The organism is Mesosutterella faecium (assembly GCF_022809315.2).
GTDB classification, from domain to species: Bacteria; Pseudomonadota; Gammaproteobacteria; order Burkholderiales; family Burkholderiaceae_F; genus Mesosutterella; species Mesosutterella faecium.
Window position 1 is genome coordinate 466,891 of record NZ_JAKZJU020000001.1, and the last position, 26,037, is coordinate 492,927.

Genomic DNA, 26,037 nt, shown 5'->3' on the forward strand with positions numbered 1-26,037 from the left:
AATTAAATTTTCTCGACTTCGTCGAACGCGAGATCCACCGGTGTCTGACGTCCAAAAATCGAGACCAGAACCTTCAGACGGTTCTTGTCGTAATTGACTTCATCGACCCGTCCGTTGAAGTCCGCAAAAGCGCCTTCCTTGACCCGAACCGTTTCGCCGAGCTCGAAGAGCACCTTGGGCTTCGGCTTTTCGACTCCCTCGGCCACCGTGCCCTTGACTCGTGCGATGTCGGACTCCGGAATTCTTGTGGGGCGGTTTCCGCCGAGGAATTCCATCACGCGCGGCGTATTGCGGACCAGGTGCCACGTGTCGTCGTTCATTACCATCTGGATGAAGATGTACCCGGGATACAGGCGGCGCTCCGATGTCACCTTGCGGCCATTGCGGATTTCCTCAACCTTTTCGGTAGGCAGGAGGACTTCACCGAAACAGTCCTTGAAATCAGAATGCGCGATCCGGTCGGTAAGGGCGTTGTAGGCGCTCTTTTCCATGCTGGAATAAACATGCAGAGTGTACCAGTGCATCTCCCCGGCTGCGTTCTTTGTTGACTGCGCAGGCTCCTGCTTCGATTCTTCAGCGGTCATCTCTTTCTCCGTCAACCGGCCAGGCAATTAAATAAGCTTGAGCAGGACATCATAAATGCCCCACTCAATGATTTTATCCATAATAAACAGGAAAAAAGCGATAATGAGCACAAAGCCCATGACCAGCCCCGTGCTCGTCAGTGTTTCCCTGCGGGTGGGCCACACGACAAGGCGGAGCTCGTCAAGCGAGTCGCGGCCGTAGGCGATGAAGCGCTTGCCCGACGGGCTGAACCAGGCCAGAGCCAGGCCGACGATCAGTCCGGCCGCCAGGCAGGCAAGCCTCACGCCGAGATGTTGCTCAGATAGGAAGGTAAAGGCAAGAACGCCGGCCAGGGCTGCAATAATCGCAAGAGTGACCAGGACAAGATCCAACCCCTTCCCGGATTCCTCCTGCTGCTGAATTTTCGCTTTGTTGCTCATTGTCCACAATCCTGTCGGAACTACGCCCCGACAAACAGCTAAGCCGCGGTCACACTACTGATCGCGGCTTTGCCATTAATTTGGCAGGGGCAGAAGGAATCGAACCCTCAACCTACGGTTTTGGAGACCGTCGCTCTGCCGATTGAGCTATGCCCCTGCAGAACGAGCCGCAGTACGGCCCGTTGTCAGATTACTCAAGAATCTTGGCCACAACGCCGGCGCCAACCGTGTGACCGCCTTCGCGAATAGCGAAGCGCAGGCCCTCTTCCATGGCGATCGGGGCGATCAGCGTGACGGTCATCGTCGTGTTGTCGCCAGGCATCACCATCTCAACGCCTTCCTCGAGCTCGATCGTGCCGGTCACGTCCGTCGTGCGGAAGTAGAACTGCGGACGATATCCCTTGAAGAACGGGGTGTGACGGCCGCCTTCTTCCTTCTTCAGCACGTACACCTGAGCCGTGAACTTCGTGTGCGGAGTGATCGTGCCGGGCTTGGCAACCACCTGGCCGCGCTCGACTTCCTCGCGCTTCGTGCCGCGCAGCAGGCAGCCGATGTTGTCGCCGGCCTCGCCTTCGTCGAGCAGCTTGCGGAACATCTCAACGCCCGTGCAGGTCGTCTTCTGAGTCGGCTTGATGCCCACGATTTCAATTTCATCGCCCACGCGGATCGTGCCGCGCTCAACGCGGCCCGTCACCACCGTGCCGCGGCCGGAAATCGAGAACACGTCCTCGATCGGCATCAGGAACGGCTTGTCAAGCTCACGCACGGGCTCCGGGAAGTACGTGTCCATCGTGTCGGCCAGCTTCAGGATGGAGGGAACGCCGTACTCGGACTGATCGCCTTCCAGGGCCAGCTTCGCAGAACCCTTGATGATCGGGATCTCGTCGCCGGGGAACTTGTACTCGGTCAGCAGGTCGCGGACTTCCATCTCAACCAGCTCGAGCAGCTCCGGATCGTCAACCAGGTCGCACTTGTTCAGGTAGACGATGATGTTCGGAACGCCGACCTGACGGGCAAGCAGAATGTGCTCGCGGGTCTGGGGCATCGGGCCGTCGGAGGCGGCCACCACCAGGATCGCGCCGTCCATCTGGGCCGCGCCCGTGATCATGTTCTTCACATAGTCGGCGTGCCCCGGGCAGTCCACGTGAGCGTAGTGGCGCTTCGCGGTCTCGTACTCCACGTGAGCGGAGTTGATCGTGATGCCGCGGGCCTTCTCTTCAGGAGCCGCGTCAATCTGGTCATAAGCCATGGCATGCCCGCCGAACTTCTGGGCGAGGACGGTCGTGAGCGCAGCCGTCAGGGTGGTCTTGCCGTGGTCAACGTGACCGATCGTGCCCACGTTCACGTGGGGCTTGGAACGTACATACTTCTCTTTTGCCATGGTGAACAGCTCCTGGAAGCCAGAGCCGGAAAATCATCTTTTCCGGCTCTGCAGAAAAATGGTGCCCGTGATGCGGATCGGACGCATGACCTCTCCCTTACCAAGGGAGTGCTCTACCACTGAGCCACACGGGCATGTTTGGAGCGGGTGAAGGGAATCGAACCCTCGTCGTAAGCTTGGAAGGCTTCTGCTCTGCCATTGAGCTACACCCGCCTACCTAGACGAGATCCCTCCCGCCCTACAACTAGATTCTTCCCTCATCCGTAAATTTGGTGGAGGGGGATGGATTCGAACCATCGTAGGCGTAAGCCAACAGATTTACAGTCTGCCCCTTTTAGCCACTCAGGCACCCCTCCAGGGAAGCGAGATCAGGATTATGCTGACAGAAGCGGAAAAAGTCAAGCCTCCGCGATTATGATTTTTTATTTTTAAGTGTTTTCCCCAATGCGCGAGGCCGACTTTCCGTCCTCGCCGCACCTTTCGGCCTCTCTGCGCGTCTTTCGCTCGACCTCTGAAACAACGACGGCATCCTGGATTTCAAGGTGCCGGGCCCCCGCACTCGCAGGAGTTCCATCGTCCTGGGCCCGGGCCCTTTCGGCCATCTCCTCGCCCTTCTCTATTTCGTGCTCCACCTTCTTCTGGGCGAAATACTGCATCAGAGTCGCGCCAAGGAACAAAGCAGCCCCCAGGCCGACCAGCACAAGAACAAACACGCCGAGCACCGGCAGCAGCAAGACGGCGAGGACGGCAAGAATCACAAGGCTTATCACAATGGACAGCCAGCTTTTAGGGGAGCCTCCCCCGCCAAAGTTGTAATAGAACATCCGCATGCTTTGAAGATTCACCCGATGTTTTTTGATTGAGCCAGCCTCTATTTTCTACCAAACAAAACTGAATTGTTGCAACAAAGCTGAATCTCTTTTCTTTATTTGGTTAAAATGTCTAATCTTTTTTATTTCTGAACAGCACCTTTTTTGTTTGGCAGCATCAGCGGCCTGCTTATGCAGCTCTCTGCCGACTACTGTCGGCTGGCTTTCAGCCCCGCGTCGTCAAAACCCGAGGGCCATATCGCCGCGGCTGCCATCATTGCTGCGCAATTCTATGACTCAAGAACAAAATTCCCGTGCCGGAAGCGCTCTTCCGGACGTCCAGTCCAGCTCTGATGTCAGGCACATTCCGATTCAGCGCGTCGGGGTCAAATCCGTCTCCTACCCCGTCACCGTGAAGACCGCGGATGGCTTCATGCATACGGTGGCCAGCGTCAACATGTACGTTTCGCTGCCCGCCAGCCAGAAAGGGACCCACATGTCCCGCTTCTTCCGCCTTCTGGACGAAACGACGCAACCCCTGTGCAAGGAAGTTGTCGAAGATCTGATGCAGCGCATGCTCGCGGCACTGCACGCCACGGCAGGCACTATCGAGTTCGAGTTCCCCTTCTTCGTGAAGAAACCGGCCCCGATATCGAAGATCCCGAGCCTCATGAGCTACAGGGGAGGTTTTACCGTGACCGCCGAGGACGGACGCACTGCCGTAACCGAGCACGTCCTCGCCCCTGTCACCAGCCTTTGCCCCTGCAGCAAGGAAATTTCCCGCTATGGGGCGCACAACCAGCGCTCCCATATCACGATCGACGCCGAATGCGCGGAGAGCGTGCCGCTGGAGGACCTGATCCACATCGCGGAGACCAGCGCCTCCTGCCCACTGTGGTCGCTGCTCAAGCGGGAAGACGAAAAATTTGTGACGGAATTCGCCTACGATCACCCGAAATTCGTCGAGGACATTTCTCGGGACGCCGCAAAGGCACTCAAGGACGACCGGCGGATCATTTCCTTCCGGCTTCAGGTTGAGAACTTCGAATCCATCCACAATCATTCCGCATACGCCCAGATCACTTTCGATCGGCGCGCGCCCTTGTGCGACTGACCACTCCGGAGAGGCTGCCCCACGGCAGCCTTTCTTGACTGAGGGCGGCCTCTTTCCCCTGCTCCCCCGGTCTGGGACAATAAGCGGGTACCTTCCGATACTTTTTCTTTTTACCCAAAATGCTTGATCAACAGAAACAGGAACTCACAGAACTTTTCCAGCGTGCCCTGGCATCTATCGGGGCCGGCGCCCTTCCCGTCGTACTGGAGCGGCCGAAAGTTGCATCTCACGGCGATGTCGCCTGCACCGTTGCCCTGCAGTCAGCAAAAGTCCTTCACAAAGCCCCCCGCCAGATCGCAGAAATGATCGTCTCCGCCCTGCGTTCGGATCCCGAGTTCCCCAGGCTGCTCTCTTCCGTTGAAATCGCCGGCCCCGGCTTCATCAACATGAGGCTCGCCAATTCCGCACAGCAGGAAATCATCAAGACCATTCTGGCCCAGAAGGAAAAGTTTGGAACAAACAACTCGAAGGCCGGCCAGTCCGTTATCATCGAATACGTCTCCGCAAACCCGACCGGCCCCCTGCACCTCGGGCATGCCAGGCAGGGCGCCTTGGGTGACGTTCTTTCTAACATCCTGAAGACGCAGGGTTGGAAGGTAACCCGCGAGTACTACTACAACGACGCCGGAGCTCAGATCAACAACCTGACGGTCTCCGTCCAACTGCGCGGCAGGGAGCTGCTCGGCGAAAAAATTGATTTCCCCGAAAAGGGATATCACGGCGAGTACATCATCGACATCGCCAGGGACTATCTAGCCCGCAGGCCCGTGACCTCTTCGGGCGCGACCATCACTCCGGACGGGAACCTCGAAAACGAACAGCTCGTCCGCAAATATGCGGTGGCCTATCTGCGCAACGAGCAGGACGCCGACCTTAAGAAACTGGGCGTCGAATTCGACAACTATTACCTTGAAAGCTCACTCTACAGCGACGGTCTAGTGAAGGAAGCGGTCGACGCCATCATCGCCTCGGGGCACACTTATGAAAAAGACAATGCGCTGTGGCTGAGAACCACCGACTTCTCCAAGGAAGACCTGGGCGGCCTGGTGGACGACAAGGACCGCGTTATGAAGAAGCAGGACGGTTTCTATACCTACTTCGTTCCCGATGTCGCCTACCACCTCACCAAATTCCGGCGCGGATTCTCAAGAGCCATCAACATCCAGGGCTCCGATCACCACGGCACCCGCGCGCGTCTGCGCGCCGGCATTCAGGCGGCGAGCCGCCAGCTGGGGCTCAACGTACCCAAGGTGTTCCCCGAGTGGCTCCTGCACAAAATGCTCCTGGTGATGAAAGACGGCAAGGAGGTCAAGATGAGCAAGCGCTCGGGATCCTATGTGACCCTGAGCGATCTCGTGAACTGGGTCGGCAAGGACGCGGCCCGGTATTTCCTCGTCTCCCGCAAGGCCGACGCAGAATTCACTTTTGACATCAACCTCGCGGTCTCGAAGAGCGACGAGAATCCGGTTTACTATCTGCAGTACGCCTATGCCCGCATATGCTCCATCTTCAGGCAGGCCGAAGAAAAGGGCTTTTCAGTTCCCTCCACGGAAGAGATGGGCCGGCTGGATCTGTCCTGCCTGACGGCCAAGGACGAAATCGATCTGATCAACCGGCTCTCGGACTACTCCAACACCCTCAGTTCCATCGCCGAATCCCTCTCGCCGCACCTTCTGTGCTTCTATCTGAGGGACCTCGCCGCCAGCTTCCACGCCTTTTACAATGCGGAAAGGGTGCTGACGGAGGATGCCGTCACCCGCAACGGCAGACTCGCCCTGCTCGCCGCCGTCAGGCAGGTTCTGGGCAACGGCCTTTCGCTGCTTGGCATAAGCGCTCCCGAAAAAATGTAAGCCCGCCTGGTCGGCTCTGCCGATGACACAAGGAGTGGTTAAATATGAAACAATTTATTACCGGCTTCCTCTGCGGCGCAGTCGCCGCTTTGCTAGTCGCGGCAGGAGGCGCTTTGTTCGTCACCGAGTCCCCGGTCCCCTTTATGAGCAAGGTTCAATCGTCCTCCCAGGCCTACGTCGAGGAAGCCTTGAAGGGACGCTCGCCGGACCCCAATGAAAAGCTCTACGCCCCGGGCACCACTCCCCGCCCGGCAGCCTCGGCCGCGTCATCCTCGCCGGCTGCCGCCTCCTCAAACGCTCCTGCCGCAGCCTCGAGCCCGGCTGCCGGCATCAGTGACGCGGCGGTTCCCGCCCCCGCCCCGGCTCCCGTTCAGCCGCAGAACCCGGCCTTCTTTATTCAGGTCGGCTCATATAAAACGGCCGATGACGCTGAAACAATTAGAGCCAAAATCGCCTTTTCAGGACTTGATTCCAGCGTTTCTCACGGGAAAGATGGGTACTACCGGGTAAGAGTCGGACCCTTTGATTCCGAGAGCGCCGCCCAGAAAGCCCTGGGCACGCTGAAATCAAACGACCTTCCGGGACAAATTATTCACTAAGAACAGGATTTCTTTAGCAATGATTTCGCGTAGAGATTTTTTGGGAATTTCCTCGGCCGCACTGCTGTCCGCCCCTTTTTCAACCTTTGCCTCGCCGCAGTCTCCGGTGGAAAAGAAGGAATACACGCTGGTTCGCCCGACTATCCCGGTGAAGGGCAAAAAGGTTGAAATCGTCAACTTTTTCGCCTACACCTGCCCGCACTGCCTGAAATTCGCCCCTGTGATCGAACCCTGGAGTGAAAAGCTGCCCTCCTGGATCAGCTACAGGCAGGTTCCCGTCGCCTGGGACGCCAGGACCGAGCCTTTTTCGCGGGCCTTCTATGTGCTGCAGAGCCTTCGGCTGCTGCCCAAGCTGCACATGAAGTTCTTCGAATCCGTTATTTACCAGACCCACAAATACGAGTCCGGCAGTCTTGCAAAGGATATCCGCGACTTCATGCTTGCCAATGGAGTTCAGGCTCAGGCCTGGGATTCCGCTTACAACTCCTTCGGCATTGCCAACAAGGCCCGCGCCGCCTCCCAGACCTGGCAGTCTTACGGGCTTGATGCGACCCCGATGGTGGGCATCGACGGGAAATACCTGACCGGTCCCCACATGACCACTTCGCGCCAGGCCTGTCTTACCGTGATTGAGGCTCTGGCTCAGAAGGCGAGGAAGGCAAAAGCCTGAACCACTTTTTACAGCGAGGCCTCGAAGCCATGTCTTTCAATGTTTTCATCACCGGAGCGACTGGCGGCATCGGAGCCGGCTTTGCACGCGCCTATGCTGCGAAGGGAGCGACCCTGGGACTCGTCGCTCATCATCGGGATGCTCTCGATCGCCTCATCAGCGAGCTGCCGGGCAGCGGCCACAGGGGATACGTCGCGGACGTCACGGATCGCGACGGAATCATCCAGACCGCCCACCGTTTCGAAAAGGAAGCTGGACCCGCCGACGTCGTCATTGCCAATGCGGGCATCTCCATCGGCGTCAAGACCCAGTACTACGAGGATCTCGCCGTCATGGACCGCGTCTTCCGCATCAACGTCATCGGCATGGCCAATACATTCCATGGCTTCCTGCCCTCCATGATCGCCCGCCGCGCAGGCACTCTGGTCGGCATCGGGTCTGTGGCCGGCATACGCGGGCTTCCCGGATCAGAGGCGTACTGCGCGAGCAAATCTGCGGTCATCACGTACTGTGAAAGCCTCAGAATCGAGATGAAGAAGTCCAACGTTGAGGTCATCACGATATGCCCGGGCTTCGTCCGCACGCCCCTGACCGCGATGAACCCGTACCCCATGCCCTTCATTCTCGAACCCGATGAGTTTGCAAGGAGGGCCGTCGCTGCAATCGAGGCTCATAAAACCTACGCCGTGATCCCCTGGCAGATGGCGCTGCTCGCCAAAATCATGAGGCTGGCGCCAAACGCGCTCTTCGACCGGATCCTGATGGGAAGGAAGCAAAAGCCCCGGGCTAAGGACATGGGAAAATAACTGCGCCTGGCCGAAGCGCCTCTTCCCCATCCTCCGGAAGGCGCCGCGAAGGAGCCGCGGCCGCCTTCCCGCATGTGGATTATGAAGAGGCGCGCACCCGCAGGGCTTCTCCGCCTCTCAGGAGCGATGCCGCCCGCCAGGGCTGCAGTACCCCGCCCTGCTCAAGATTAATGAACAGAATCCTTCTCGCGATGGCAGCGCGCGCGACCGTTCTCCATTCCGCTTCCGACAGATTCGCGCCGATCGCCCATGTCGTCAGCTCGTTGTGCCTTTCCGCCAGCACCTCTTCGGTCGCGTTGCCGCGAAGGACGTCGATGATGTGGCTCATCCGAAAATAACGCCCTGATTTCCTGTAGCAACGGATTACACAGCTCACAAATTTCCGGGCCTCGACGGTCCTGTCGATCATTCGGGGAGGGGAGACGCAGTTGTCGCAGCGCCCGCAGAAATCCGCAGCGCTTTCCCCGAAATAGCCCAGCAGGGCCTGACGACGGCAGCACCCCGCCTCCGCGTAGCCGACCATGGAATCGAGCTTCTGCAGGCAAAGCTGGCGATATTCGTCGCTGCCCGTACTCTGAGCGATAAAGCTTTGCTGCACCACGACGTCCCGCCAGCTCCAGATCAGCCAGGCCTCGGCGGGCTTTCCGTCCCGGCCCGCCCTCCCCGTTTCCTGGAAATAAGACTCGATGCTCCTTGGCAGCCCGATGTGCACCACGAAACGGACGTCTTTTTTGTCAATGCCCATGCCGAAGGCAATGGTCGCCACCATGACCAGGCCGTCAGAGGCAAGAAACCGGGCACTGTTTTTCTCTCGGAGCTCCGGCGCCATACCAGCATGATAGGCCAGAGCCGGAACGCCCTGACCCCGTAAAAACTCCGCTATTTCCTCCGTTCTTTTGCGCGACAGGCAGTAGACGATCCCCGTCTGCGACGGATGACGCTTCACGATGAAGTCCAGCAGCCGGGGCTTCATTTCCGCCGTCCCGTAGCTGACCCGGTAAAAGATGTTGGGCCTGTTCAGCGAAGAGGAGAAAATAAGCGGATTGATGAGCAGGCGCTCTGAAATCTCCCTCTGGGTCCTTTCGTCCGCCGTGGCGGTCAGTGCAATTCTTGGTACGGCGGGGAACAGCCTCTTGATCACTCCGAGGGCGCTGTACTCCGGCCGGAAATCGTGACCCCAGGTCGATATGCAGTGGGCCTCGTCGACCGCGAAAAGCGACAGCCTGATGCGCCCGAGCATCGACAGGATTTTTTCACTTACAAGCCGCTCGGGCGTGATGTACAGCAGATCGAGGCTGCCCTCCAGAAGCGCCTTCTCTGTCTCCCGGTTTTCTTCCGCTGAATTGATCGAGCAGAGGCTTGCGGCCTGCACCCCCGTTTTCCGCAGCCTCGACACCTGGTCCTCCATCAGTGCGATGAGCGGCGACACGACCACCGCGGTCCCCTGCCTGACCAGCGCGGGGACCTGATAGCAAAGGCTTTTCCCGCTCCCGGTAGGCATCAGGACGAGGACGTCGCGCCCCTGGATCAGAGCGCTGACGATTGTTTCCTGATAGGGCCTGAAGTCGGGAAAGCCAAAGACTTGCTTGAGAGCCTCCGAAGCGGAGGGAAAACGTTGCATAGGCACTGTTGGAGGAAAGCTGCGGCCGGATGCTGATGACCGGCATCGAGCTTAAACCAAAATAGCAGCCCTTTTTCGATGAGCCTTGGCCATCGCAAAAGGGCTGCTAAAGAGGCAAAACAATAGTTTTCAGTTCTTGGCCGCTTTTTCAGCGTCCAGCCGCTTCTGCCTCAGGCAGGCCGCGGCCGTAAACATAACATCGCTTGCAGAGTTAAGCGCAGTCTCGCAAGAGTCCTGAATCACGCCAATGATGAAACCCACGGCCACAACCTGCATGGCAGTGGAATTGTCGATGCCGAAGAGGCCGCAGGCCAGAGGAATGAGCATCAGGGAGCCGCCTGGGACGCCGGAGGCGCCGCCGGCGCAGATGGAGGCCACGAAGCAGAGCAGCACGGCGGTCCAGAAGTCTACATGCACGCCGAGCGAATAAGCGGCGGAAAGCGTCAGTATCGTGATGGTGATCGCGGCACCGGCCATATTGATGGTCGCACCGAGAGGAATGGAGATCGAGTACGTCCCCTCGTCAAGCTTGAGACGCCGGCACAGATCGAGATTGACCGGAATGTTGGCCGCCGAAGATCTGGTGAAGAAGGCGCAGATGCCGGAGACGCGCAGGCACTCGAACGTCAGGGGGTACGGATTCCTGCGGATGCAGGCAAAAACCAGCAGCGGATTCACCACAAACGCAATGAAGAACATGCTGCCCACCAGCAGAAGGATGAGCTTGCCGTAACCGGCGAATGCGCTCAGGCCAACCTCCGCCACCGTGCTCGATACCAGCCCGAGGATGCCGAGAGGGGCGAAGCGGACGACGATCCGCACGACGGACGTCACGGCTTCCGACAGGTCCTGGATGACTTCGCGGGTGGAGTCCGATGAGCGCCGCAGAATGAAGCCGAGAGCGGCCGACCAGGCCAGAATGCCGATGTAGTTTGCGTTAGCCAGCGCCTTGACGGGGTTGTCCACAATATTGAGGATGAGGTTCTTCAGAACCTCGGCGATGCCGCCCGGGGCCGCCGCCTTGGCGGCGTCAGCCGCCAGATGTATGGAGGTCGGCCAGATAAAGGAAACGATGACTGCCACCACGGCCGCGCTGAGTGTGCCAATGGCATACAGCACGATGATGGGCTTCATAGAAGTCCTGGTATCGACGCTCTGGGTGGCGATGGAGGCCGCCACCAGAAAGAAAACCAGCACCGGGGCGACGGCCTTCAAGGCGGAAATGAAGACTGTGCCAAGGAAACCAAGGGGCTTGGCGATGCTGGGAGCCAGCAGGGCTATCGCAACGCCAATGACAAGAGCCAGCAAAATCTGTTTAACCAGAGACCATTCCAGGAATGGCATGAGGACACGAGAGATTTTTCGCATTTTTTTGGTTTATTTAAGGTGATGAGGGATTGCAGCGGCATCCCTGAAGTCCTTCCCTTCGGGCGCGCCTGTTTTCAAGAATAGCCTCTTTTGTATTTTTTTTCTTTCAACATCACGCAAATTTCCAACAACTACCGCCATTCGGCGGATAATGTCGGGAATTCAGAATTTCTAGAGCGCCGCGCAGCTAAGATATGCAGCAACTCAAACCCGCCGTCAGATTTGTATTAACCTGCGTTTTTCTGGACGCTCTGGGGTTTGGATTGATCATTCCCGTCCTGCCGCGCCTCATTGGGGAGCTGGCCGGAGCACGGGATCTCCAGACTTACTGGTACGGCATCATTATGGCCGGCTACGGTCTGATGCAGTTTCTGTCCTCTCCGGTGCTGGGAGCGCTTTCCGACAGGTATGGCCGCAAGCCCGTGCTGCTGACCGGCATCTTCGGCCTCGGAATTATGCAGCTGGTGCCAGCGCTCTCCTCGTCTCTGCCGCTTATTCTCGCCTCCAGGCTGGCTGGCGGCATGCTGTCGGCCAACACTGTGGTGGCCCAGGCCTACATCGCCGACATCACGCCGGCAGCAAAACGGTCTTCCTCGTTCGGGAAAATAGGCGCGGTCTTCGGGGTCGCTTTCGTGATCGGGCCCGCCATAGGAGGGATCCTCGGCCAGATCAATCCCAGAATTCCCTTCGCCTTCGCCGCGAGCATCTGCTGCCTGAACTTCCTGTACGGGATCTTCGTGCTTCCGGAAAGCCTCAGGACTCCGGACCCCCGGCCCTGGTGCTTTTCGCGGTTCAATCCCTTCGGCGGACTTTTCCGGCTGCTTGCGGTCAAACGCATCACGCCCATGGTGCTCGTGATCGGACTCATTTACCTCGCTCAGTCCCTGATGCAGTGCACATGGGCCCTCTACACGGAATTCCGCTACGGATGGACTCCGTTAAACATCGGACTGTCCATGTTTCTCATAGGCGCCTGCATTGCCGGGGCTCAGGGCTTCGTCCTGCCGCGGCTGCTCCGCTGGACGAGCGAGCCGCGCATTGTGACAGGCGCCCTGTGCATCGGATTTGCGACTCTGGCCGGCATCGGTCTCTCTCCGTGGGGATATCTTGCTGCGCTGCTTTCATGGCTGTTTTCCTTCACAGGAATGGCCCCCGCCGTCATTCAGGGAGCCGTATCGCGCCTTGTGCCGGAAACATCCCAGGGAGAGGCTATGGGAGCCGTGAGTTCGCTTAACTCATTTTCCGGGGTGATCGCCCCCCTGATGTCCACTCCGATGCTGGTGTACACCGCATCGGGCGCCGCGTCCTCCTTCTTGTCCGGCGTGCCCTACTTTCTTTCTTCGTCCATTCTGCTTCTGGCCCTTGTCATTGCCATGACGGCCATCAGATCTTACCGCTGAGACCGGGCGGGGCGACAGCAACCGCCTGGCTCTCAAAAAACACTGCGGGCGGCGCCGCAGCCGCGGGAGATCCCGGACTGCGGCGGGGTTGTCAGATATCTTCCTTTTTCATGTCAATGGCCCCGCAGGGGCACTCGTTAGCGCAAATGCCGCATCCCTTGCAGAAGTCGTAATTGATCTGATAACCCAGTCCCGGGCCAAGCTTCACGATCGCGTTGTCCGGGCAGACGCCATAGCAGTTGTCGCACTCAAAGCAGTTGCCGCAGCTCATGCAACGTCTGGCCTCGTAAAGCGCATTGTCGGCCGTCAGGCCCTTGAGCACCTCCTCGAAGGTCGTCTGCCGGCGGACCATGTCGAGAAGCGGCCTTTCCGTCTTAGGCGCATCGGCGAAATACCAGGTGTTCAGGCGCTCAAACGCCGCCGGACGACCGCGGACTGGCTCCTGGTACTCCGTTCCCCGCAGCCAGCAGTCAATCGCGCGAGCCGCGCGTTTTCCATGCCCGATGGCTACCGTCACATTGCGGACATCCTTAACCGCGTCGCCGCCGGCGAAAATGCCCGCTCGGGTCGTCATCATCTTTTGGTCGACGACAATAGCCCCGGCGTCTGTCTTCAGGCCCTTTACGCCGCCCAAGAAGCCGAGATCAGTTTCCTGGCCCAGCGCCAGAACCACGGAATCGGCCGTTATCGTTTCGTATTCTCCGGTGGGCTTCGGGTTCCCCTCCTCATCGAGAACCATCTTCTCAATGCGGACCTTTCCCTCCTCTGCATCAGCAATGGTAGAAAGCCACTTCATGGAAACGCCCTCTTCCGCAGCCTCCTCAATCTCGAAGCTGTGGGCCGGCGCCTTCTGCCGGGTTCTTCTGTAAACGATGAGCGGCTCGGCCCCCATTCTCCGCACGGAGCGGGCCACGTCCACCGCAGTGTTTCCCCCTCCGTACACGACGACTCGCCGGCCCAGCCGGGGCTTTTCCTCGCCCTCCATGGAGCGCAGAACCGAGACCGCGTCAAGGATATGGGCTGAATCGCCCGCCGGGATATAAGCCCTGCGCGCGAGCTGAGCCCCAACGCCTAGGAAGACGGCGTCATAACTTCCGTCCGCCATCTCTTTTTCCAGATCCTGAACCGCGTGATTGAGAACGATTCGAACACCGAGATCAGCAATTCTCTGAATCTCAGCATCCAAAACCGCTCGGGGCAGACGATACTTGGGAATTCCATAACGCATCATTCCGCCGGGAGCCGCGGAAGACTCCAGCACTGTCACCTCATGCCCGAGCAACGCGAGATGATAAGCGGCGCTCAGCCCCGCAGGGCCGGAGCCGACAATCAGCACTTTCCGGCCGCTGCGCTCTTTAGGAGCGGGAACCTTCCACTTTTGCTTAAGCGCCTCGTCCCCCAGGAACCTCTCCACGGAATTGATTCCGACCGGCTCGTCGAGCTGCCCCCTGTTGCACGCCCCCTCGCAGGTGTGGTAGCACACCCTGCCCATGGTTGCCGGGAATGGATTGTCCTGCATGACCTTCGCCCAGGCCGCCTGATAATCGCCGTTTTCAGCAAGAAACAGCCAGTCCCTGCACCGTTCGCCTGCGGGGCAGGTGGCACTGCAGGGAGGCTCGTGAAAGGCATAGGCGGGCTTAAGCGTCCGCCAGGCCCCCGTGTGATTCTCCAAGGATGTTTTCGGCTTCAGGGTAATGGCAAACGGCGTTTTTTCACTCAGCTCAGACATGTTCCTGCTCTCCCTTAGGTTCAACCAGGCTGCGGAAGAGCCCCTCCGGCTCTTCATCCGACAGCGCGGTCAGACCGAATTTCTCAATGTTGCGATCGGCTATCCGCTGCAGATGCTCAACGGTCGCCGGGTCTCCTCTCTTGCCAAACAGGTGGGCGAAGCGCTTCTGGCCTTTCAGGTAGGCCTCCACGGGAAGCTGGCGGCGGATTTTATAAGAGCCGGTGATCTCGCCGTTTTCCGCCTCGAACACAGGGAAAAGCCCCGTCTCGGCGGCAAGGCGGGCCATTTCCACTGTTTTGGAGGATGGGAAGCCCCATCCCAGGGGGCAGGGAACGAGGATGTGAATGTAGCGGGCGCCGTGGATCTGCATGGCCTTGGTCACCTTGCGCTCAAGGTCGTGCAGATCGGCCACCGTGGCCGTGGCCACATAGGGGATGCCGTGGGCCATCGCGATCAGAGGAACGTTCTTGCCCTGACCGAACTCGTTGCCTTCGTAGCCGGGAATCGGCATCGTGGTGGCGGTTCGGGCCGTGGGAGGAGTCGCGGAGCTTCTCTGGACGCCGGTGTTCATATAGGCTTCGTTGTCGTAGCAGATGTAAAGAACGTCATCGTTGCGTTCAAACATTCCGGACAGGCACCCCATGCCGATGTCGGTCGTTCCGCCGTCTCCGCCCTGGGCCACCACCCGAACCGGGCTCTTGCCCTCTTTCGCGGCCCGGATCCTGAAGGCGGCCGCCATCCCGGCGGCCACAGCGGCCGTGTTCCCAAAAAGCGAATGCAGCCAGGGCATGCGCCAGGCGCTTTCCGGATAGGGCGTCGAGAAAACCTCCAGGCATCCCGTGGCGTTGGCCACCGCCAGACGGCCGCCGGTCGCGGCGAGTGCGGCATCGAGTGCATAGCGCGCTCCCAGAGCCTCCCCGCAGCCCTGGCAGGCCCGGTGCCCGGAATTAAGGGAGTTATACCTGTGATCTGAACTCTGCAGTGTCTTCTGCTGTTCCGCCAGCAGGCGATTCCCGACCGTAAAAGTCCCGGTCTGGTAAAAGTGAACCGTGTTCTCTTCCTGCATGACTGTCTCCTATTTTCCTGCCTGGCGGGCAGCGTCGCGAACCATCTCTTCGTTGGCCGGCCCGACGCGCCAGCTTTTCTTCTCGCGCTCCAGCTGCCGATCCACCAGAGCCTTGTTCAGGTCCATGAAGTACAAGGCGGGCAGCCTTCCATCGATAGCCGCAAGGAAAGTTTCCTTGAGACTCCTTCTGGTGATGGCACGGCCTCCTAAGCCGGCGATTACGGTTGTGACCTGGGCGCCGGATCCTCCCAGGGCGGAGGCCACCTCCATGCCCAGAACTCCCCTGCTGCCGGGCGTGACTGTGCGGTCGATGACAATCACCCGCTTCGCGCCTCTCAGGGCCTCGGCCACCGCCTCATAGGGGAACGGCCGGAAGCTCTTCAGGCTCACCACACCGACGGCAGTGCCTGCCTCCCTCATTTCGTCCACGGCGTCCTTAATGGTCCCCAGGCAAGACCCCATGGCGATCACCCGCGTCTCGGTTCCTTCGCAGCGGTAGCAGGACAGCAGGCCGCCGGACTTGCGGCCGAACACAGCCTCGAACTCACCGGCCACCTTCGGAATGACATCCAGGGCCTGCCTGAAGCGGCAGGCCTGCAGGCAGCGAACCTCCGTGAAAGCCTCCGGACCAACCATGGCACCGATGGACACCGGATCGTCGGGGTCAAGGATCTGGCGGGGCGCAAAGGGAGGCAGGAACTGATCCACCTGAGACTGCTCCGGGATATCCATTCTCTCGAGCGCGTGCGTCAGCACAAAACCATCCATGCACACCATGACCGGCAGCGACAGGGTCTCCGCGATTTTGAAGGCCTGGATATGCAGGTCGACCGCTTCCTGGTTGTCCTCGGCAAACAGCTGAAGCCACCCGCTGTCACGCTGGGAAAGGGAATCGGACTGATCATTCCAAATATTGATGGGGGCGCCGATGGCGCGGTTGGCAACCGTCATGACGATGGGAAGCCCCAGGCCCGATGCGTTGTAAATGGCCTCCGTCATGAACAGAAGGCCCTGCGAGGCGGTGGCGGTATAAGACCTAGCACCCGCTGCGCTCGCACCGATGACTGCGCTCATGGCACCGAACTCGCTTTCCACATTCATGAATTCGCAGTCCTTGATGGAGCCGCTCCGCACATAGCGGCCGAGCGCCTCAACGATGTGCGTCTGAGGGGAAATAGGATAAGCGCAGATAGCGTTTGGGCGGCAGAGAGCCACTGCCTGGGCGACGCCCTGTGAACCTTCCAGCTGCTTGAGCATATTTAATCTCCGTCCTTAAGCGAGAGCATGTGGCTCCAGGCCCCGGCGGCAACGTTCGCATTGGCCTGGGCTACCTTTCCGGAATATTTCTGTCCATAAGCCGCATTGATGCTCTCCAGCTTGAGAAGTCCCGTCATGGCGGCAAATCCGGCCAGCATGGCCGCGCCGGGCAGCGGCCTGCCGATATATTTAAGCGCCAGATCCGTGGCGGGAACCGTCCTGACATGGCCCTTGGGCAGCTTCGAGACAAGTTCGCTCAGGCCGATGTCCTCAGGAGCGGCGGCGCTGTTGACCAGCACGAAGCCGCTGCGGCTCAGGCCTCCGAAAACATCCACCGTCTCGATCAGCGTCCTGTCCTGAATGAGAACCGCATCGGGCTCCTCGATAGGCTCGTGGAGCCGGATGGAGTGATCGCTGATGCGGGCGAACGCCACCACAGGGGCTCCCGTCCTCTCGGAGCCGAAGCTGGGGAACGCCTGCGCAAAGTGCCCTTCCATGAAAGCAGCCAGGGACAGCATTTCCGCCGCCGTGACCACTCCTTGGCCGCCGCGGCCATGTAGACGTACCTGAAACATAAGTCTTCCTTCTTCACTGTTTGAGCGTTGTTGTTGTGTTTGCGGGGTGCTGCAGTAAGAGTCACGTTGATATATTAAATAGAAACCCTGCCCCCTTCTAGGCTTTTCTTTGCATTGGGCGCAAGCCGCACTTTCCTCGGAAAGCCGGGACCGGACCGAGCGCCGCGGAGGCCTCCCCGAACCGCCCGCTTCGTTCAAAATGCGAGGGCCGGCCTGCGGCCCGGGTAAAACTTTCCTCCTATTTTTGGTAGAATTATCAGTTGCAATTGGTTTTCTCCTGGAGTTCGAAGTATGGTTCCAACAGCAACGACGGTGGGGGGCTATCTGCAGACTTTGCCGCCCGACAGGCGCGTCGCAATGGCGCGTGTCTGCAGCCTGATTCGCCGCAATGCCCGCGGCGTTCATGAAAGCATGCGCTATGGCCTTGCGTTTTATGAATACGACACCAATCCGCTGTTTGCCTTGGAACCCGGCGAAAAGAGCATGACCCTTTTTGTCGCGGAACCCAAGGTGGTGGAACATTTCTCCGGAAAGCTGAAGGGCATCAACACCGAGACCAGCTCCATTTATTTCGACAACCTGAACCGCCTTCCCCTCGACATCGTTGAGAAGGTGATCAGGGAATCCGTTGTTTCCAGGCAGGAACGCATCCGCAGCAACGAGCCCGTGCCCGGCCAGGAAGAGCTCCTCAAGCTCTGGAGGATCCAGGCGGAGGCCGCAGCGGTTCCCCCGCCCATCATTCACATTCCGGTCAATCCTCCCGAACCGGAAGACAAGGCCGAGTAAGCGCCGGCCCAAGGCAGAGCCCTCAGCCGGGGGCTCTGTTTTTGCATTCCCAGGCCTTTTTCCGAGCCTCTGCCCTGAAGGCCCGGTCTGTCCCCTGCTGTCAAGCCCCGCCCATTTTGCCTGGAAGAACTCCGTCGGACCTAAGTCTTTCTTCCCGCCCCTGAATGCCATACATCCCCATTACGAGGGAGCGACTACCTTAAAAGCCGGCCGCAGGATATGATGAAGAGAATTCTTACCCTGCGAGAGCCTCTCTTATGAAAAGTGACGACTCACACGGCAAAGAAATCAAACTGGCGCGCCCTCTTTGGCTTCTGATCGCCGTCAAGGCCGCCTGCATTTTCCTGCTGTGGCTTGTGTTTTTTTCTCCCTCGCATCGCCCTGATACTTCCGTCGATGCGGTCGGGCAGGCTTTATTTCCTTCCCCCCATATCAATATCGATAACTCCAGAGACAAATCATGATTACGCCTGAATTAGTTGACCTGTCTCGTCTGCAGTTTGCCGTTACCGCCCTTTACCATTACCTCTTTGTCCCGCTGACGCTGGGGCTGTCCATGCTGCTGGTGGCCATGGAGGGGTGCTATGTCATCACGAAGCGGGAAGTCTACAGAGACATGACCCGCTTCTGGGGCAAACTGTTCGCCATTAATTTCGCCATGGGCGTTGCCACAGGCATCACCATGGAGTTCCAGTTCGGCACGAACTGGGCTTATTACTCGCACTACGTGGGCGACATTTTCGGGCCGCCCCTCGCCTTCGAGGCCCTCATGGCCTTCTTCCTGGAATCCACGTTCGCCGGCCTGTTCTTCTTCGGCTGGAAAAAACTCAGGCCGGGCGTGCACTGGCTGTGCACGTTCCTGATGGCCTTCGGAACGAATATTTCCGCCCTGTGGATCCTGGTGGCCAACTCCTGGATGCAGCATCCCGTCGGCTCCGAGTTCAATCCGGTGACGCTGCGCATGGAAATGTCCAATTTCTGGGAGGTCATCTCGAGCGAGTGGGCCCAGGCAACTCTCGTCCATGACATTTCCGGCGGATACATGACCGGGGCCGTTTTTGTTGCCGCCATCTCGGCCTGGTACCTGCTCAAGAAGCGCGACGTCGAGTTTGCCAAGCGATCTCTGGCCGTGGCCTGCGCCTTCGGCCTTGTCACTTCGATCGTGACGGTGCACATGGGCGATGAATCCGGCTATCTGGTCACCCGCGACCAGCCCGAAAAAATAGCCGCCATGGAGGCGATCTGGGACACCGCCGAGGCGCCCGCCGGTCTGACGCTCTTTGCCCTTCCGAACACCGAGCGGCGGGCCAATGCGCTTCAGGTCGAGTTCCCGTGGGTGCTCGGCCTCATCGGCACGCGATCCCTTTCCACGCCGGTGCCTGGCATCAACCAGCTCGAGGAGCGCAACGCCGCCCGCATAGCGAGCGGCGCCAAGGCCGTGACGCTGCTTGAGCAGCTGCGCAAGGACCCCAGCAACGCTGCCCTTCTGGAATCCTTCAATGCCGTCAAGAAGGATCTCGGCTACGGGCTGCTGCTCCGCAAATACACCTCTGACGTCTCTACAGCCACCCCCGAGATGATCAAGAAGGCGGCCGCAGATACGATCCCCCCTGTGTCGCTGTTGTTCTGGAGCTTCAGGGGCATGGTGACCTGCGGCATCATCATGCTGCTGCTGTTTGTCCTCGGCTTTTACTATTCGGTCAAAGGCATCCCGGAAACTAAGGGGCTTTACCTCAAGCTGGCAGCCCTGGCGCTGCCCCTGCCCTGGATCGCCAACGAACTGGGCTGGATCGTGACCGAGGTCGGGCGCCAGCCCTGGACCATCTACGGGGTGCTCCCGGTTCACATCTCGGTTTCCTCGCTCACGGCGGGCGAAGTTTTAGGCTCGCTGGCTGGGTTCGCCCTTCTGTACAGCGCGCTGCTCATTGTGGAAGTCTGGCTGATGAAGCGCTTCGCAAGCCTCGGCCCCTCCACTTTGGGCACCGGCCGCTATTTCCATGAGAAACACTAACCGCTCACCGGAGACGCCAAAATGATTGACTACGAGATTTTGAAACTCATCTGGTGGCTTTTCATCGGAGTGCTTCTGGCCGGCTTTGCCGTCATGGACGGCCAGGACATGGGGGTTGGAGCTCTGCTGCCCTTCCTTGGCAAGACAAACGAAGAGCGCCGGATCATGATCAACTCCGTCGCCCCGCACTGGGACGGCAACCAGGTCTGGCTCATAACCGGAGGCGGCGCCATGTTCGCAGCGTGGCCCATTGCTTACGCCGCAGCCTTTTCCGGCTTTTACTGGGCGATGCTCCTGGTGCTGGCCATGCTCATCTTCCGTCCGGTTTCCTTTGACTACCGCAGCAAGTTCGACAGTTCGCGCTGGCGCAGCTGCTGGGACACGCTCCTGTTTCTCGGCTCTGCCGTGCCTCCCATCATTTGCGGTGTAGCCTTCGGAAACCTGCTGCAGGGCGTGCCGCTGGTCTTTGATGAGTCCATGAGGGTGAGCTATCAGGGCAGCTTCTTCGGTCTTCTCAATCCCTTCGGCATCCTGTGCGGCCTTGTGGGCATCGTCATGGTGATCATGCACGGCGCCAATTTCCTCGGCCTCAAGAGCGTCGGAGAGCTCAACGCAAGGGCGAAGAAAGCGGCCGCCGCGGCCTCTCTGGGCACCCTCGTGCTTTTCGTCCTGGCCGGCATCTGGATGGCGGCGGCCCTTCCCGCTTACAACGCATCGGGAATCGACCCGGCGGGGCTTCCCAACCCGCTGGCAAAGACGGTTACGGTGGGCGGCAGCTGGCTCGACCACCTGTCCGCAACGCCTGCGCTGTTCATCTTCCCGCTGCTGGGCATTATCGGCGCAGCCCTGAGCTTTGTGTTCTCCAGGGCGGAGAAGTGGGGCGCTGCCATCGTGAGCTCCGGAGCATCGCTCCTGGGAATCGTGTTCACGCCGCTTGTCACCATGTTCCCGTTCGTCATGCCCTCGTCCATTGACCCGCGCTCGAGCCTGACGCTTTGGGACTGCACGAGCTCGCAGCTCACGCTTGAAATCATGCTGTTCGTCACGCTGATCTTCCTGCCCATCCTGCTTTTTTACACCGGCTGGGCCTATCGGGTCATGCGCGGCAAGGTGACTCCGGAATACATCTCGGAAAACAGCCACCATCTCTACTAAAAGGAACTGAAATGGCCTACTTCTACTGGATTGCTAGCGTCACTCTGGGCTTGATGCTGGGGGTTCTGCTGTGCATCAAGCAGGACATCTCGGACAAGGAAGAATAACCGGCCGGGCGCAGCGGCATTCAACTCTTTAGGATGCCGCCCCGTCCGGGCCGCCCGCCTTCCGCCCCGAAAAAACGGGCCGTCTGCAAGATGAACTGTCCCCACTTTGTGAGACAGAATTAATTGAGCGCCGGTGTGGTTTTACCTGTTACCGCTTCCCTGAATTGCCTGGGGGAGCGGTAACTTAATTTCGCTTGAATGCGTTTCTCATTGTAATAGGCGCAGTAGGCTTCAATTTCCTGCCGGGCCTGGTTAAAAGTCAACAGATTTTTGTCAAAGCGCTTGTCCGGGTGGTACAGCCACTCCGTCTTCAGCGTTCCGTTCCAGCCCTCCATGACGGCGTTGTCCCAACAGTTTCCTTTGCGTGAATAGCTCTGCTTAAAGCCGTAATCCCGAGCTTGTTTCCTGAACATCGGGCTGGTGTACAGCCCTCCTTGGTCGCTGTGCAGCACAGCCGGTCCGCTGGCCACCGCCTTAAGCGAGTGGAGCGTCTGCATCGCAAGCGCCATATTTTGGCAGGGGCTCATTTCACAGACGACGATTTCGCGAGTGCAAAGATCCATAACGAGCGAAAGATAGAGCCAGCCAGTTTTAGTCGGAATATAGGTCACATCCGTCACAAATACCTTGCCCGGCTCCTGTTGAGTAAATTTGCGGTTCAGCGTGTTCTCGAGAACAGTCCCGTCGGCCAGCTGCCCCTTTCTGAGGCTGACTCTGTATGTGCTCTTCCTTCGAATCACGGCCTGGCATCCAAGTTCCTTCATGACGCGTGCGACCTGGTTGTGTCCGGGTTTTCGTTTATGGCCATCCATGCGAAGGGCTGCCGTCATCCTTCTGACGCCATATCGTCCTTCGTGGCGTTTTTGGAGCTCTTTGATGCGATCGCCAAGAGCCTTAGCCGCGAGCACTCTTTTGCCAGGATTTCCAATACGGCGGTAAAAGGTGCTCCGGCTGGCACCTGCAATTTCGCAAGCTCGGGCAACGGGTACCCCGCTGCGATGTGCGCTCTTAATTGCCGAATCAAGGATGGCACATTGTTTTTTTTGAGCCCAGATGCTCGTCTATGGACTTCAGCAGGCAGTCCAGGACAATCCGCTGTTCCTCAATGGTCCTCCGGGCTGTCTTAAGCTCTTTGGCCACATTTTCTTTGCCGCGGGGTGCAGTTGTTTTATCAGGCATGTGCTTGATCTCCGGGGCTTGGCAACGGACTCCTCTTTTGAGGATGGGAGCGCCGAACTTTTCAACGTTTTGCACATACCGACGTACATCGCTGACGCTCATCCCCAAAGCACGGCCCGCCGCATTGTACGATTTACAAAAAGCGTACACCCTGACAGCCTCCCACGCCATGGCTTCAGTTCTTTTCCGCCGGCTGTTATCCAGGCTCCATGAAACATCACCACGATCAAATGCCGCTTGCCAGTTCTCTACGCTAGTGCGGGCCAACCCCAGCTGTTTTGAGATAATACGGGACCGAGCTCCCTGCTTCAGTAACGTCAATACTTTTTGACGAATTTCAATCGAGATCTTTTTGGACATGAAAATCCCCAGAAAGTGTCTCACCTTCTAGGGACAGTTCAAAACGGCCCGTTTTTCTCTTTTTCCTGCAGGACTCAGTTGAACTTCTGGCCCATCTCGCGGGTGGTCAGGAACTTCACGTTCTCCCAGTGCTTCTGGGTGGTCTGCAGGTTGTAGACCGAAGTGGCGAGATACACGAGGTTGCCGTCCGCATCAACGGCGAGGCGGGCCGCCTGCTCGTCGCAGAACTCCTCTTTCGTTTTCCCCTTGTCGTCAGGGAAAAGCAGCCATCTGGCCGTAGAAACCTCCGTGGGCTCATAGATCGCGTCCACGCGGTACTCGTTGGCCAGGCGCTGGGCCACGATCTCGAACTGCAGAACACCCACTGCCCCCAGGTAGATGTGTCCGATGTCATCGGTGAAGACCTGGATGGCACCCTCCTCTCCCAGCTCCTGAAGTCCCTGCCTGAGCTGCTTTTCCTTGAACGGATCCTTGCAGCGCACCGACCGGAACAGCTCCGGAGCAAAAAACGGGATGCCGACGAATCCGAGCTTTTCCCCTTCGGTAAGGGTATCGCCGATGTGCAGCTGGCCGTGGTTGTATATGCCGATGATGTCGCCCGCGACGGCATCGTCCATCCGCTTCCTTTCCTGAGCCATGAAAGTCAGGGCATTGGGGATCTTCATCTCCTTGCCCTCGCGGACATGGAAAACCTTCATGCCGGGCGTATAGCGCCCCGAGCAGACGCGGAAAAATGCGATGCGGTCGCGGTGCCGGGGATCCATGTTGGCCTGGATTTTGAACACAAAGCCGGTGAACGGGGACTCGGTCGGCTGAACCATGCGGGTCCCGGCGTCCCGCGGCCGCGGCGACGGCGCCCAGTTGACCAGAGCCTCGAGCACATCCTCCACGCCGAAATTGTTGATGCCCGAACCGAAAAACACGGGACTCTGGTCGCCGGCCAGATAGCGCTCCAGCGAGAAAGGCTCGCCCGCGCCCTTCACCAGGCTGATGGCATCGCGGACATCCTTCATTTCCATCGGAAACAGCTCGTCGAGTTTGGGATTGTCCAGACCTCTGATGACCTCCGTTTCATGCGTCAGATGATCTTCCCCAGGCCGGAAGCGGACCAGCTCGTCATTGAGCAGCGAGAAGACCCCGCGGAAGCTTTTCCCCATTCCGATGGGCCAGGTGATAGGCACGCAGCTCAGCTGCAGCACGTCCTCAATTTCATCGAGTACGTCAAGGGGATCCCTCACCTCTCGGTCCATTTTGTTGATGAAGGTGATGATCGGCGTATTGCGCAGCCTGCAGATCTCCAGCAGCTTGATGGTCTGGGCCTCAACGCCCTTTGCCGCGTCAATCACCATGACCGCGGCGTCCACAGCCGTAAGAACGCGGTATGTGTCCTCTGAAAAATCCTGGTGCCCCGGGGTATCCAGAAGATTGATGACCTTGCCCTTGTAGTTGAACTGCATGACCGAGCTGGTCACCGAAATGCCGCGTTGCTTTTCAACCTCCATCCAGTCGGACGTCGCGTGCCGAGCGGCTTTCCGGCCCTTCACCGCGCCGGCGAGCTGGATCGCCCCTCCGAAAAGAAGCAGTTTTTCCGTCAGCGTGGTTTTGCCCGCGTCAGGGTGGGAAATAATGGCGAAAGTCCGCCGGTCAGCGACATCGCGGACCAGGGCTGGATTAGGAGAAGTCATAGGTGATCGAACAGAGCCTGAGGACGGCAGGGCATGCTGCCGCGCCTTTTTCAGAAAGGTTTTGAATTTTAGCAAGCTTTCCGGTAGGCCGAGCCAAAAACCTTTACCGTAACGTTAAAATTCCGGCCGTATGCAGATTTTCCTCTCCCCTTTCATGGCGGCCAGATCCTATGAGCTACTTTCCAAAATGGCAGATTAAAACCTCGGGCGTGATCGCCCCTGACGAGGCACTGCCAGCCTCCCAGACCATTGCACTGGGCATACAGCACGTCGTGGCGATGTTCGGTTCCACGATTCTCGCCCCGATCCTCATGGGCTTCGACCCCAATGTCGCCGTACTCATGAGCGGCATCGGAACCCTCATCTTTTTCCTTGTTGTCGGCGGCCGGATCCCCAGCTACCTGGGATCTTCCTTCGCTTTCATCGGAGTGGTCATCGCTGCCACAGGCTATGTGGCCGGCTCCGGGCTCAATCCAAACATCAGCGTGGCGCTGGGCGGAATATTGGCCTGCGGCCTGGTCTATTTCCTCATCGGGCTCGTTGTTCAGGCGGTGGGGGTCAACTGGATCGAAAAGCTCATGCCCCCGGTGGTCACCGGCGCCGTGGTCGCAGTGATTGGCCTGAATCTGGCCCCGACGGCCTGCAAAAGCATCGGTCAGACGAATTTCGACGCCTGGATCGCTATTTTGTCCGTGCTGTGCGTCGGGGGCGTCGCGGTCTATACGCGGGGGTTCGCCCAGAAGCTGCTCATTCTGATCGGCCTTTCCATCGCTTACGTCATATACGCCATCCTTGCCAACGGTTTCGGCCTGGGAAAGCCCATTGATTTTTCCATCATCGCCGACGCGGCCTGGTTCGGCGTGCCCAATTTCCAGCATCCCGTGTTCCGGGCAGACGCCGTTCTGCTCATCGTGCCCGTGGTGATTATTCTGGTGGCAGAAAACCTTGGACACGTGAAGGCCGTCACCGCGATGACCGGCCGGAATCTCGATCCCTACATGGGCCGCGCGTTCATGGGCGACGGGCTTGCGACAATGATTTCCGCCAGCGTGGGCGGCACCGGCGTAACGACCTACGGGGAGAACATCGGGGTCATGGCTGCCACAAGGGTGTACTCCACGCTGCTGTTTCCCGTGGCGGCTGCGATTGCCATTCTGCTGGGCTTTTCGCCCAAGTTCGGGGCCCTCATCCACACCATCCCCCAGCCTATCCTTGCCGGCATGTCCATTGTCGTGTTCGGCCTCATCGCCATTGCCGGCGCCAGAATCTGGGTTGAAAATCACGTGGATTTCAGCAACAACCGCAACCTGATCGTGGCTGCCGTAACTCTCATTCTGGGGGGAGGCGACTTTTCGCTCTCCCTGGGAGGATTCACCATGGGAGGCATCGGAACAGCCACGTTCGGAGCCATCATCCTCAATGCCATCATGAGCCTCGGCGAAAAGAGGTCTCTTAAGTAACCCATGCGCGCGTCTTGAGCCCAGGCGGCAAGGCGCGCGCCATCC

24 protein-coding genes and 4 tRNA genes are annotated in these 26,037 nt (G+C 59.0%); 11 read left to right on the forward strand and 17 right to left on the reverse strand.

The window, feature by feature from the left end:
- Positions 1-2: 2 nt before the first annotated feature.
- The 8 genes from nusG to MUN46_RS02275 all read right to left on the reverse strand — a co-directional run bounded on the left by nusG (position 3) and on the right by MUN46_RS02275 (position 3,209).
- A complete protein-coding gene (gene nusG / locus MUN46_RS02240; RefSeq protein WP_243376048.1) occupies positions 3-584 on the reverse strand; it encodes a transcription termination/antitermination protein NusG in 582 nt (193 codons plus the stop codon).
- A gap of 27 nt (positions 585-611) precedes the next feature.
- Positions 612-1,004, reverse strand: a complete 393-nt coding sequence (secE, locus tag MUN46_RS02245; protein ID WP_243376049.1) for a preprotein translocase subunit SecE — start codon at positions 1,002-1,004, stop codon at positions 612-614.
- An 81-nt stretch (positions 1,005-1,085) separates the two neighbouring features.
- Positions 1,086-1,161: transfer RNA gene (locus tag MUN46_RS02250), tRNA-Trp, on the reverse strand.
- A gap of 33 nt (positions 1,162-1,194) precedes the next feature.
- The gene (gene tuf, locus MUN46_RS02255; protein WP_243376042.1) at positions 1,195-2,385 is read right to left on the reverse strand and encodes an elongation factor Tu; all 1,191 of its coding nucleotides are present in this window, start codon (positions 2,383-2,385) and stop codon (positions 1,195-1,197) included.
- A 59-nt stretch (positions 2,386-2,444) separates the two neighbouring features.
- Positions 2,445-2,519, reverse strand: a tRNA-Thr gene (locus MUN46_RS02260).
- A gap of 5 nt (positions 2,520-2,524) precedes the next feature.
- Positions 2,525-2,598 (reverse strand) — tRNA-Gly (locus MUN46_RS02265).
- A gap of 57 nt (positions 2,599-2,655) precedes the next feature.
- Positions 2,656-2,741, reverse strand: a tRNA-Tyr gene (locus MUN46_RS02270).
- A gap of 72 nt (positions 2,742-2,813) precedes the next feature.
- The gene (locus tag MUN46_RS02275) at positions 2,814-3,209 is read right to left on the reverse strand and encodes a hypothetical protein (protein WP_285230538.1); all 396 of its coding nucleotides are present in this window, start codon (positions 3,207-3,209) and stop codon (positions 2,814-2,816) included.
- Positions 3,210-3,486: 277 nt separating this feature from the next.
- Here MUN46_RS02275 and folE2 point away from each other — a divergent pair, with 277 nt between their 5' ends.
- The 5 genes from folE2 (at position 3,487) to MUN46_RS02300 (ending at position 8,233) form a co-directional block, all read left to right on the forward strand.
- Entirely contained in the window at positions 3,487-4,308 is an 822-nt protein-coding gene (gene folE2 / locus MUN46_RS02280; RefSeq protein ID WP_243376051.1) for a GTP cyclohydrolase FolE2, read from the forward strand.
- 119 nt (positions 4,309-4,427) lie between these two features.
- Complete coding sequence (gene argS / locus MUN46_RS02285) at positions 4,428-6,158, forward strand: arginine--tRNA ligase (protein ID WP_243376052.1); 1,731 nt, start codon at positions 4,428-4,430, stop codon at positions 6,156-6,158.
- A 44-nt stretch (positions 6,159-6,202) separates the two neighbouring features.
- Positions 6,203-6,757, forward strand: a complete 555-nt coding sequence (locus tag MUN46_RS02290) for an SPOR domain-containing protein (RefSeq protein WP_243376053.1) — start codon at positions 6,203-6,205, stop codon at positions 6,755-6,757.
- Between the two features lie 40 nt (positions 6,758-6,797).
- Entirely contained in the window at positions 6,798-7,427 is a 630-nt protein-coding gene (locus MUN46_RS02295) for a thiol:disulfide interchange protein DsbA/DsbL (protein ID WP_243376054.1), read from the forward strand.
- Positions 7,428-7,456: 29 nt separating this feature from the next.
- Complete coding sequence (locus MUN46_RS02300; protein ID WP_243376055.1) at positions 7,457-8,233, forward strand: SDR family oxidoreductase; 777 nt, start codon at positions 7,457-7,459, stop codon at positions 8,231-8,233.
- A gap of 79 nt (positions 8,234-8,312) precedes the next feature.
- On the opposite strand, the gene MUN46_RS02305 is transcribed toward MUN46_RS02300, so the two are convergent.
- Positions 8,313-9,854: a RecQ family ATP-dependent DNA helicase gene (locus MUN46_RS02305; RefSeq protein ID WP_243376056.1), complete on the reverse strand. Its 1,542-nt coding sequence runs from the start codon at positions 9,852-9,854 to the stop codon at positions 8,313-8,315.
- Between the two features lie 129 nt (positions 9,855-9,983).
- On the reverse strand, positions 9,984-11,222 hold the full coding sequence (gene sstT, locus MUN46_RS02310) for a serine/threonine transporter SstT (protein ID WP_281069852.1): 1,239 nt from the start codon (positions 11,220-11,222) through the stop codon (positions 9,984-9,986).
- A 194-nt stretch (positions 11,223-11,416) separates the two neighbouring features.
- On the opposite strand from sstT, the gene MUN46_RS02315 reads away from it, so the two are divergent.
- The gene (locus MUN46_RS02315) at positions 11,417-12,622 is read left to right on the forward strand and encodes an MFS transporter (protein WP_243376058.1); all 1,206 of its coding nucleotides are present in this window, start codon (positions 11,417-11,419) and stop codon (positions 12,620-12,622) included.
- Positions 12,623-12,713: 91 nt separating this feature from the next.
- Here the strand turns inward: MUN46_RS02315 and MUN46_RS02320 are convergent, their stop codons facing one another.
- Genes MUN46_RS02320 through MUN46_RS02335 form a run of 4 tightly spaced genes read right to left on the reverse strand, consistent with a single transcriptional unit; the run spans position 12,714 to position 17,249 of the window.
- Positions 12,714-14,351 carry an NAD(P)-binding protein gene (locus tag MUN46_RS02320; protein WP_243376059.1) on the reverse strand — a complete coding sequence of 546 codons (1,638 nt, stop codon included), beginning with the start codon at positions 14,349-14,351 and terminating at the stop codon, positions 12,714-12,716.
- Positions 14,344-15,417 (reverse strand): thiamine pyrophosphate-dependent enzyme, encoded by a 1,074-nt coding sequence (locus MUN46_RS02325; RefSeq protein WP_243376060.1) that lies wholly within the window; start codon positions 15,415-15,417, stop codon positions 14,344-14,346. The genes MUN46_RS02320 and MUN46_RS02325 overlap by 8 nt, the downstream gene beginning before the upstream one ends.
- Before the next feature lie 9 nt (positions 15,418-15,426).
- Positions 15,427-16,674, reverse strand: a complete 1,248-nt coding sequence (locus MUN46_RS02330) for a transketolase C-terminal domain-containing protein (RefSeq protein ID WP_243376061.1) — start codon at positions 16,672-16,674, stop codon at positions 15,427-15,429.
- A gap of 2 nt (positions 16,675-16,676) precedes the next feature.
- Positions 16,677-17,249 (reverse strand): 2-oxoacid:acceptor oxidoreductase family protein, encoded by a 573-nt coding sequence (locus MUN46_RS02335; protein WP_243376062.1) that lies wholly within the window; start codon positions 17,247-17,249, stop codon positions 16,677-16,679.
- Positions 17,250-17,540: 291 nt separating this feature from the next.
- On the opposite strand from MUN46_RS02335, the gene MUN46_RS02340 reads away from it, so the two are divergent.
- The 4 genes from MUN46_RS02340 (at position 17,541) to cydB (ending at position 21,201) form a co-directional block, all read left to right on the forward strand.
- Positions 17,541-18,035: a DUF1801 domain-containing protein gene (locus tag MUN46_RS02340; protein WP_243376063.1), complete on the forward strand. Its 495-nt coding sequence runs from the start codon at positions 17,541-17,543 to the stop codon at positions 18,033-18,035.
- Between the two features lie 257 nt (positions 18,036-18,292).
- Positions 18,293-18,499, forward strand: coding sequence for a cytochrome oxidase putative small subunit CydP (gene cydP / locus MUN46_RS02345; protein WP_243376064.1), 207 nt, complete (start codon positions 18,293-18,295; stop codon positions 18,497-18,499).
- On the forward strand, positions 18,496-20,046 hold the full coding sequence (locus MUN46_RS02350) for a cytochrome ubiquinol oxidase subunit I (protein WP_243376065.1): 1,551 nt from the start codon (positions 18,496-18,498) through the stop codon (positions 20,044-20,046). The genes cydP and MUN46_RS02350 overlap by 4 nt, the downstream gene beginning before the upstream one ends.
- Positions 20,047-20,070: 24 nt before the next feature.
- Positions 20,071-21,201 carry a cytochrome d ubiquinol oxidase subunit II gene (gene cydB, locus MUN46_RS02355; RefSeq protein ID WP_243376099.1) on the forward strand — a complete coding sequence of 377 codons (1,131 nt, stop codon included), beginning with the start codon at positions 20,071-20,073 and terminating at the stop codon, positions 21,199-21,201.
- A gap of 226 nt (positions 21,202-21,427) precedes the next feature.
- Here the strand turns inward: cydB and MUN46_RS02360 are convergent, their stop codons facing one another.
- From MUN46_RS02360 to MUN46_RS02370, 3 genes are all read right to left on the reverse strand, one after another.
- A complete protein-coding gene (locus MUN46_RS02360; RefSeq protein WP_340309687.1) occupies positions 21,428-22,363 on the reverse strand; it encodes an IS3 family transposase in 936 nt (311 codons plus the stop codon).
- Positions 22,329-22,847, reverse strand: a complete 519-nt coding sequence (locus MUN46_RS02365; protein WP_243376066.1) for a hypothetical protein — start codon at positions 22,845-22,847, stop codon at positions 22,329-22,331. Before MUN46_RS02365 ends, MUN46_RS02360 begins: the two co-directional genes overlap by 35 nt.
- A 74-nt stretch (positions 22,848-22,921) precedes the next feature.
- Entirely contained in the window at positions 22,922-24,532 is a 1,611-nt protein-coding gene (locus MUN46_RS02370) for a peptide chain release factor 3 (protein ID WP_243376067.1), read from the reverse strand.
- A 170-nt stretch (positions 24,533-24,702) separates the two neighbouring features.
- On the opposite strand from MUN46_RS02370, the gene MUN46_RS02375 reads away from it, so the two are divergent.
- Entirely contained in the window at positions 24,703-25,992 is a 1,290-nt protein-coding gene (locus MUN46_RS02375) for a solute carrier family 23 protein (RefSeq protein ID WP_243376068.1), read from the forward strand.
- The last annotated feature ends 45 nt before the right edge of the window (positions 25,993-26,037 follow it).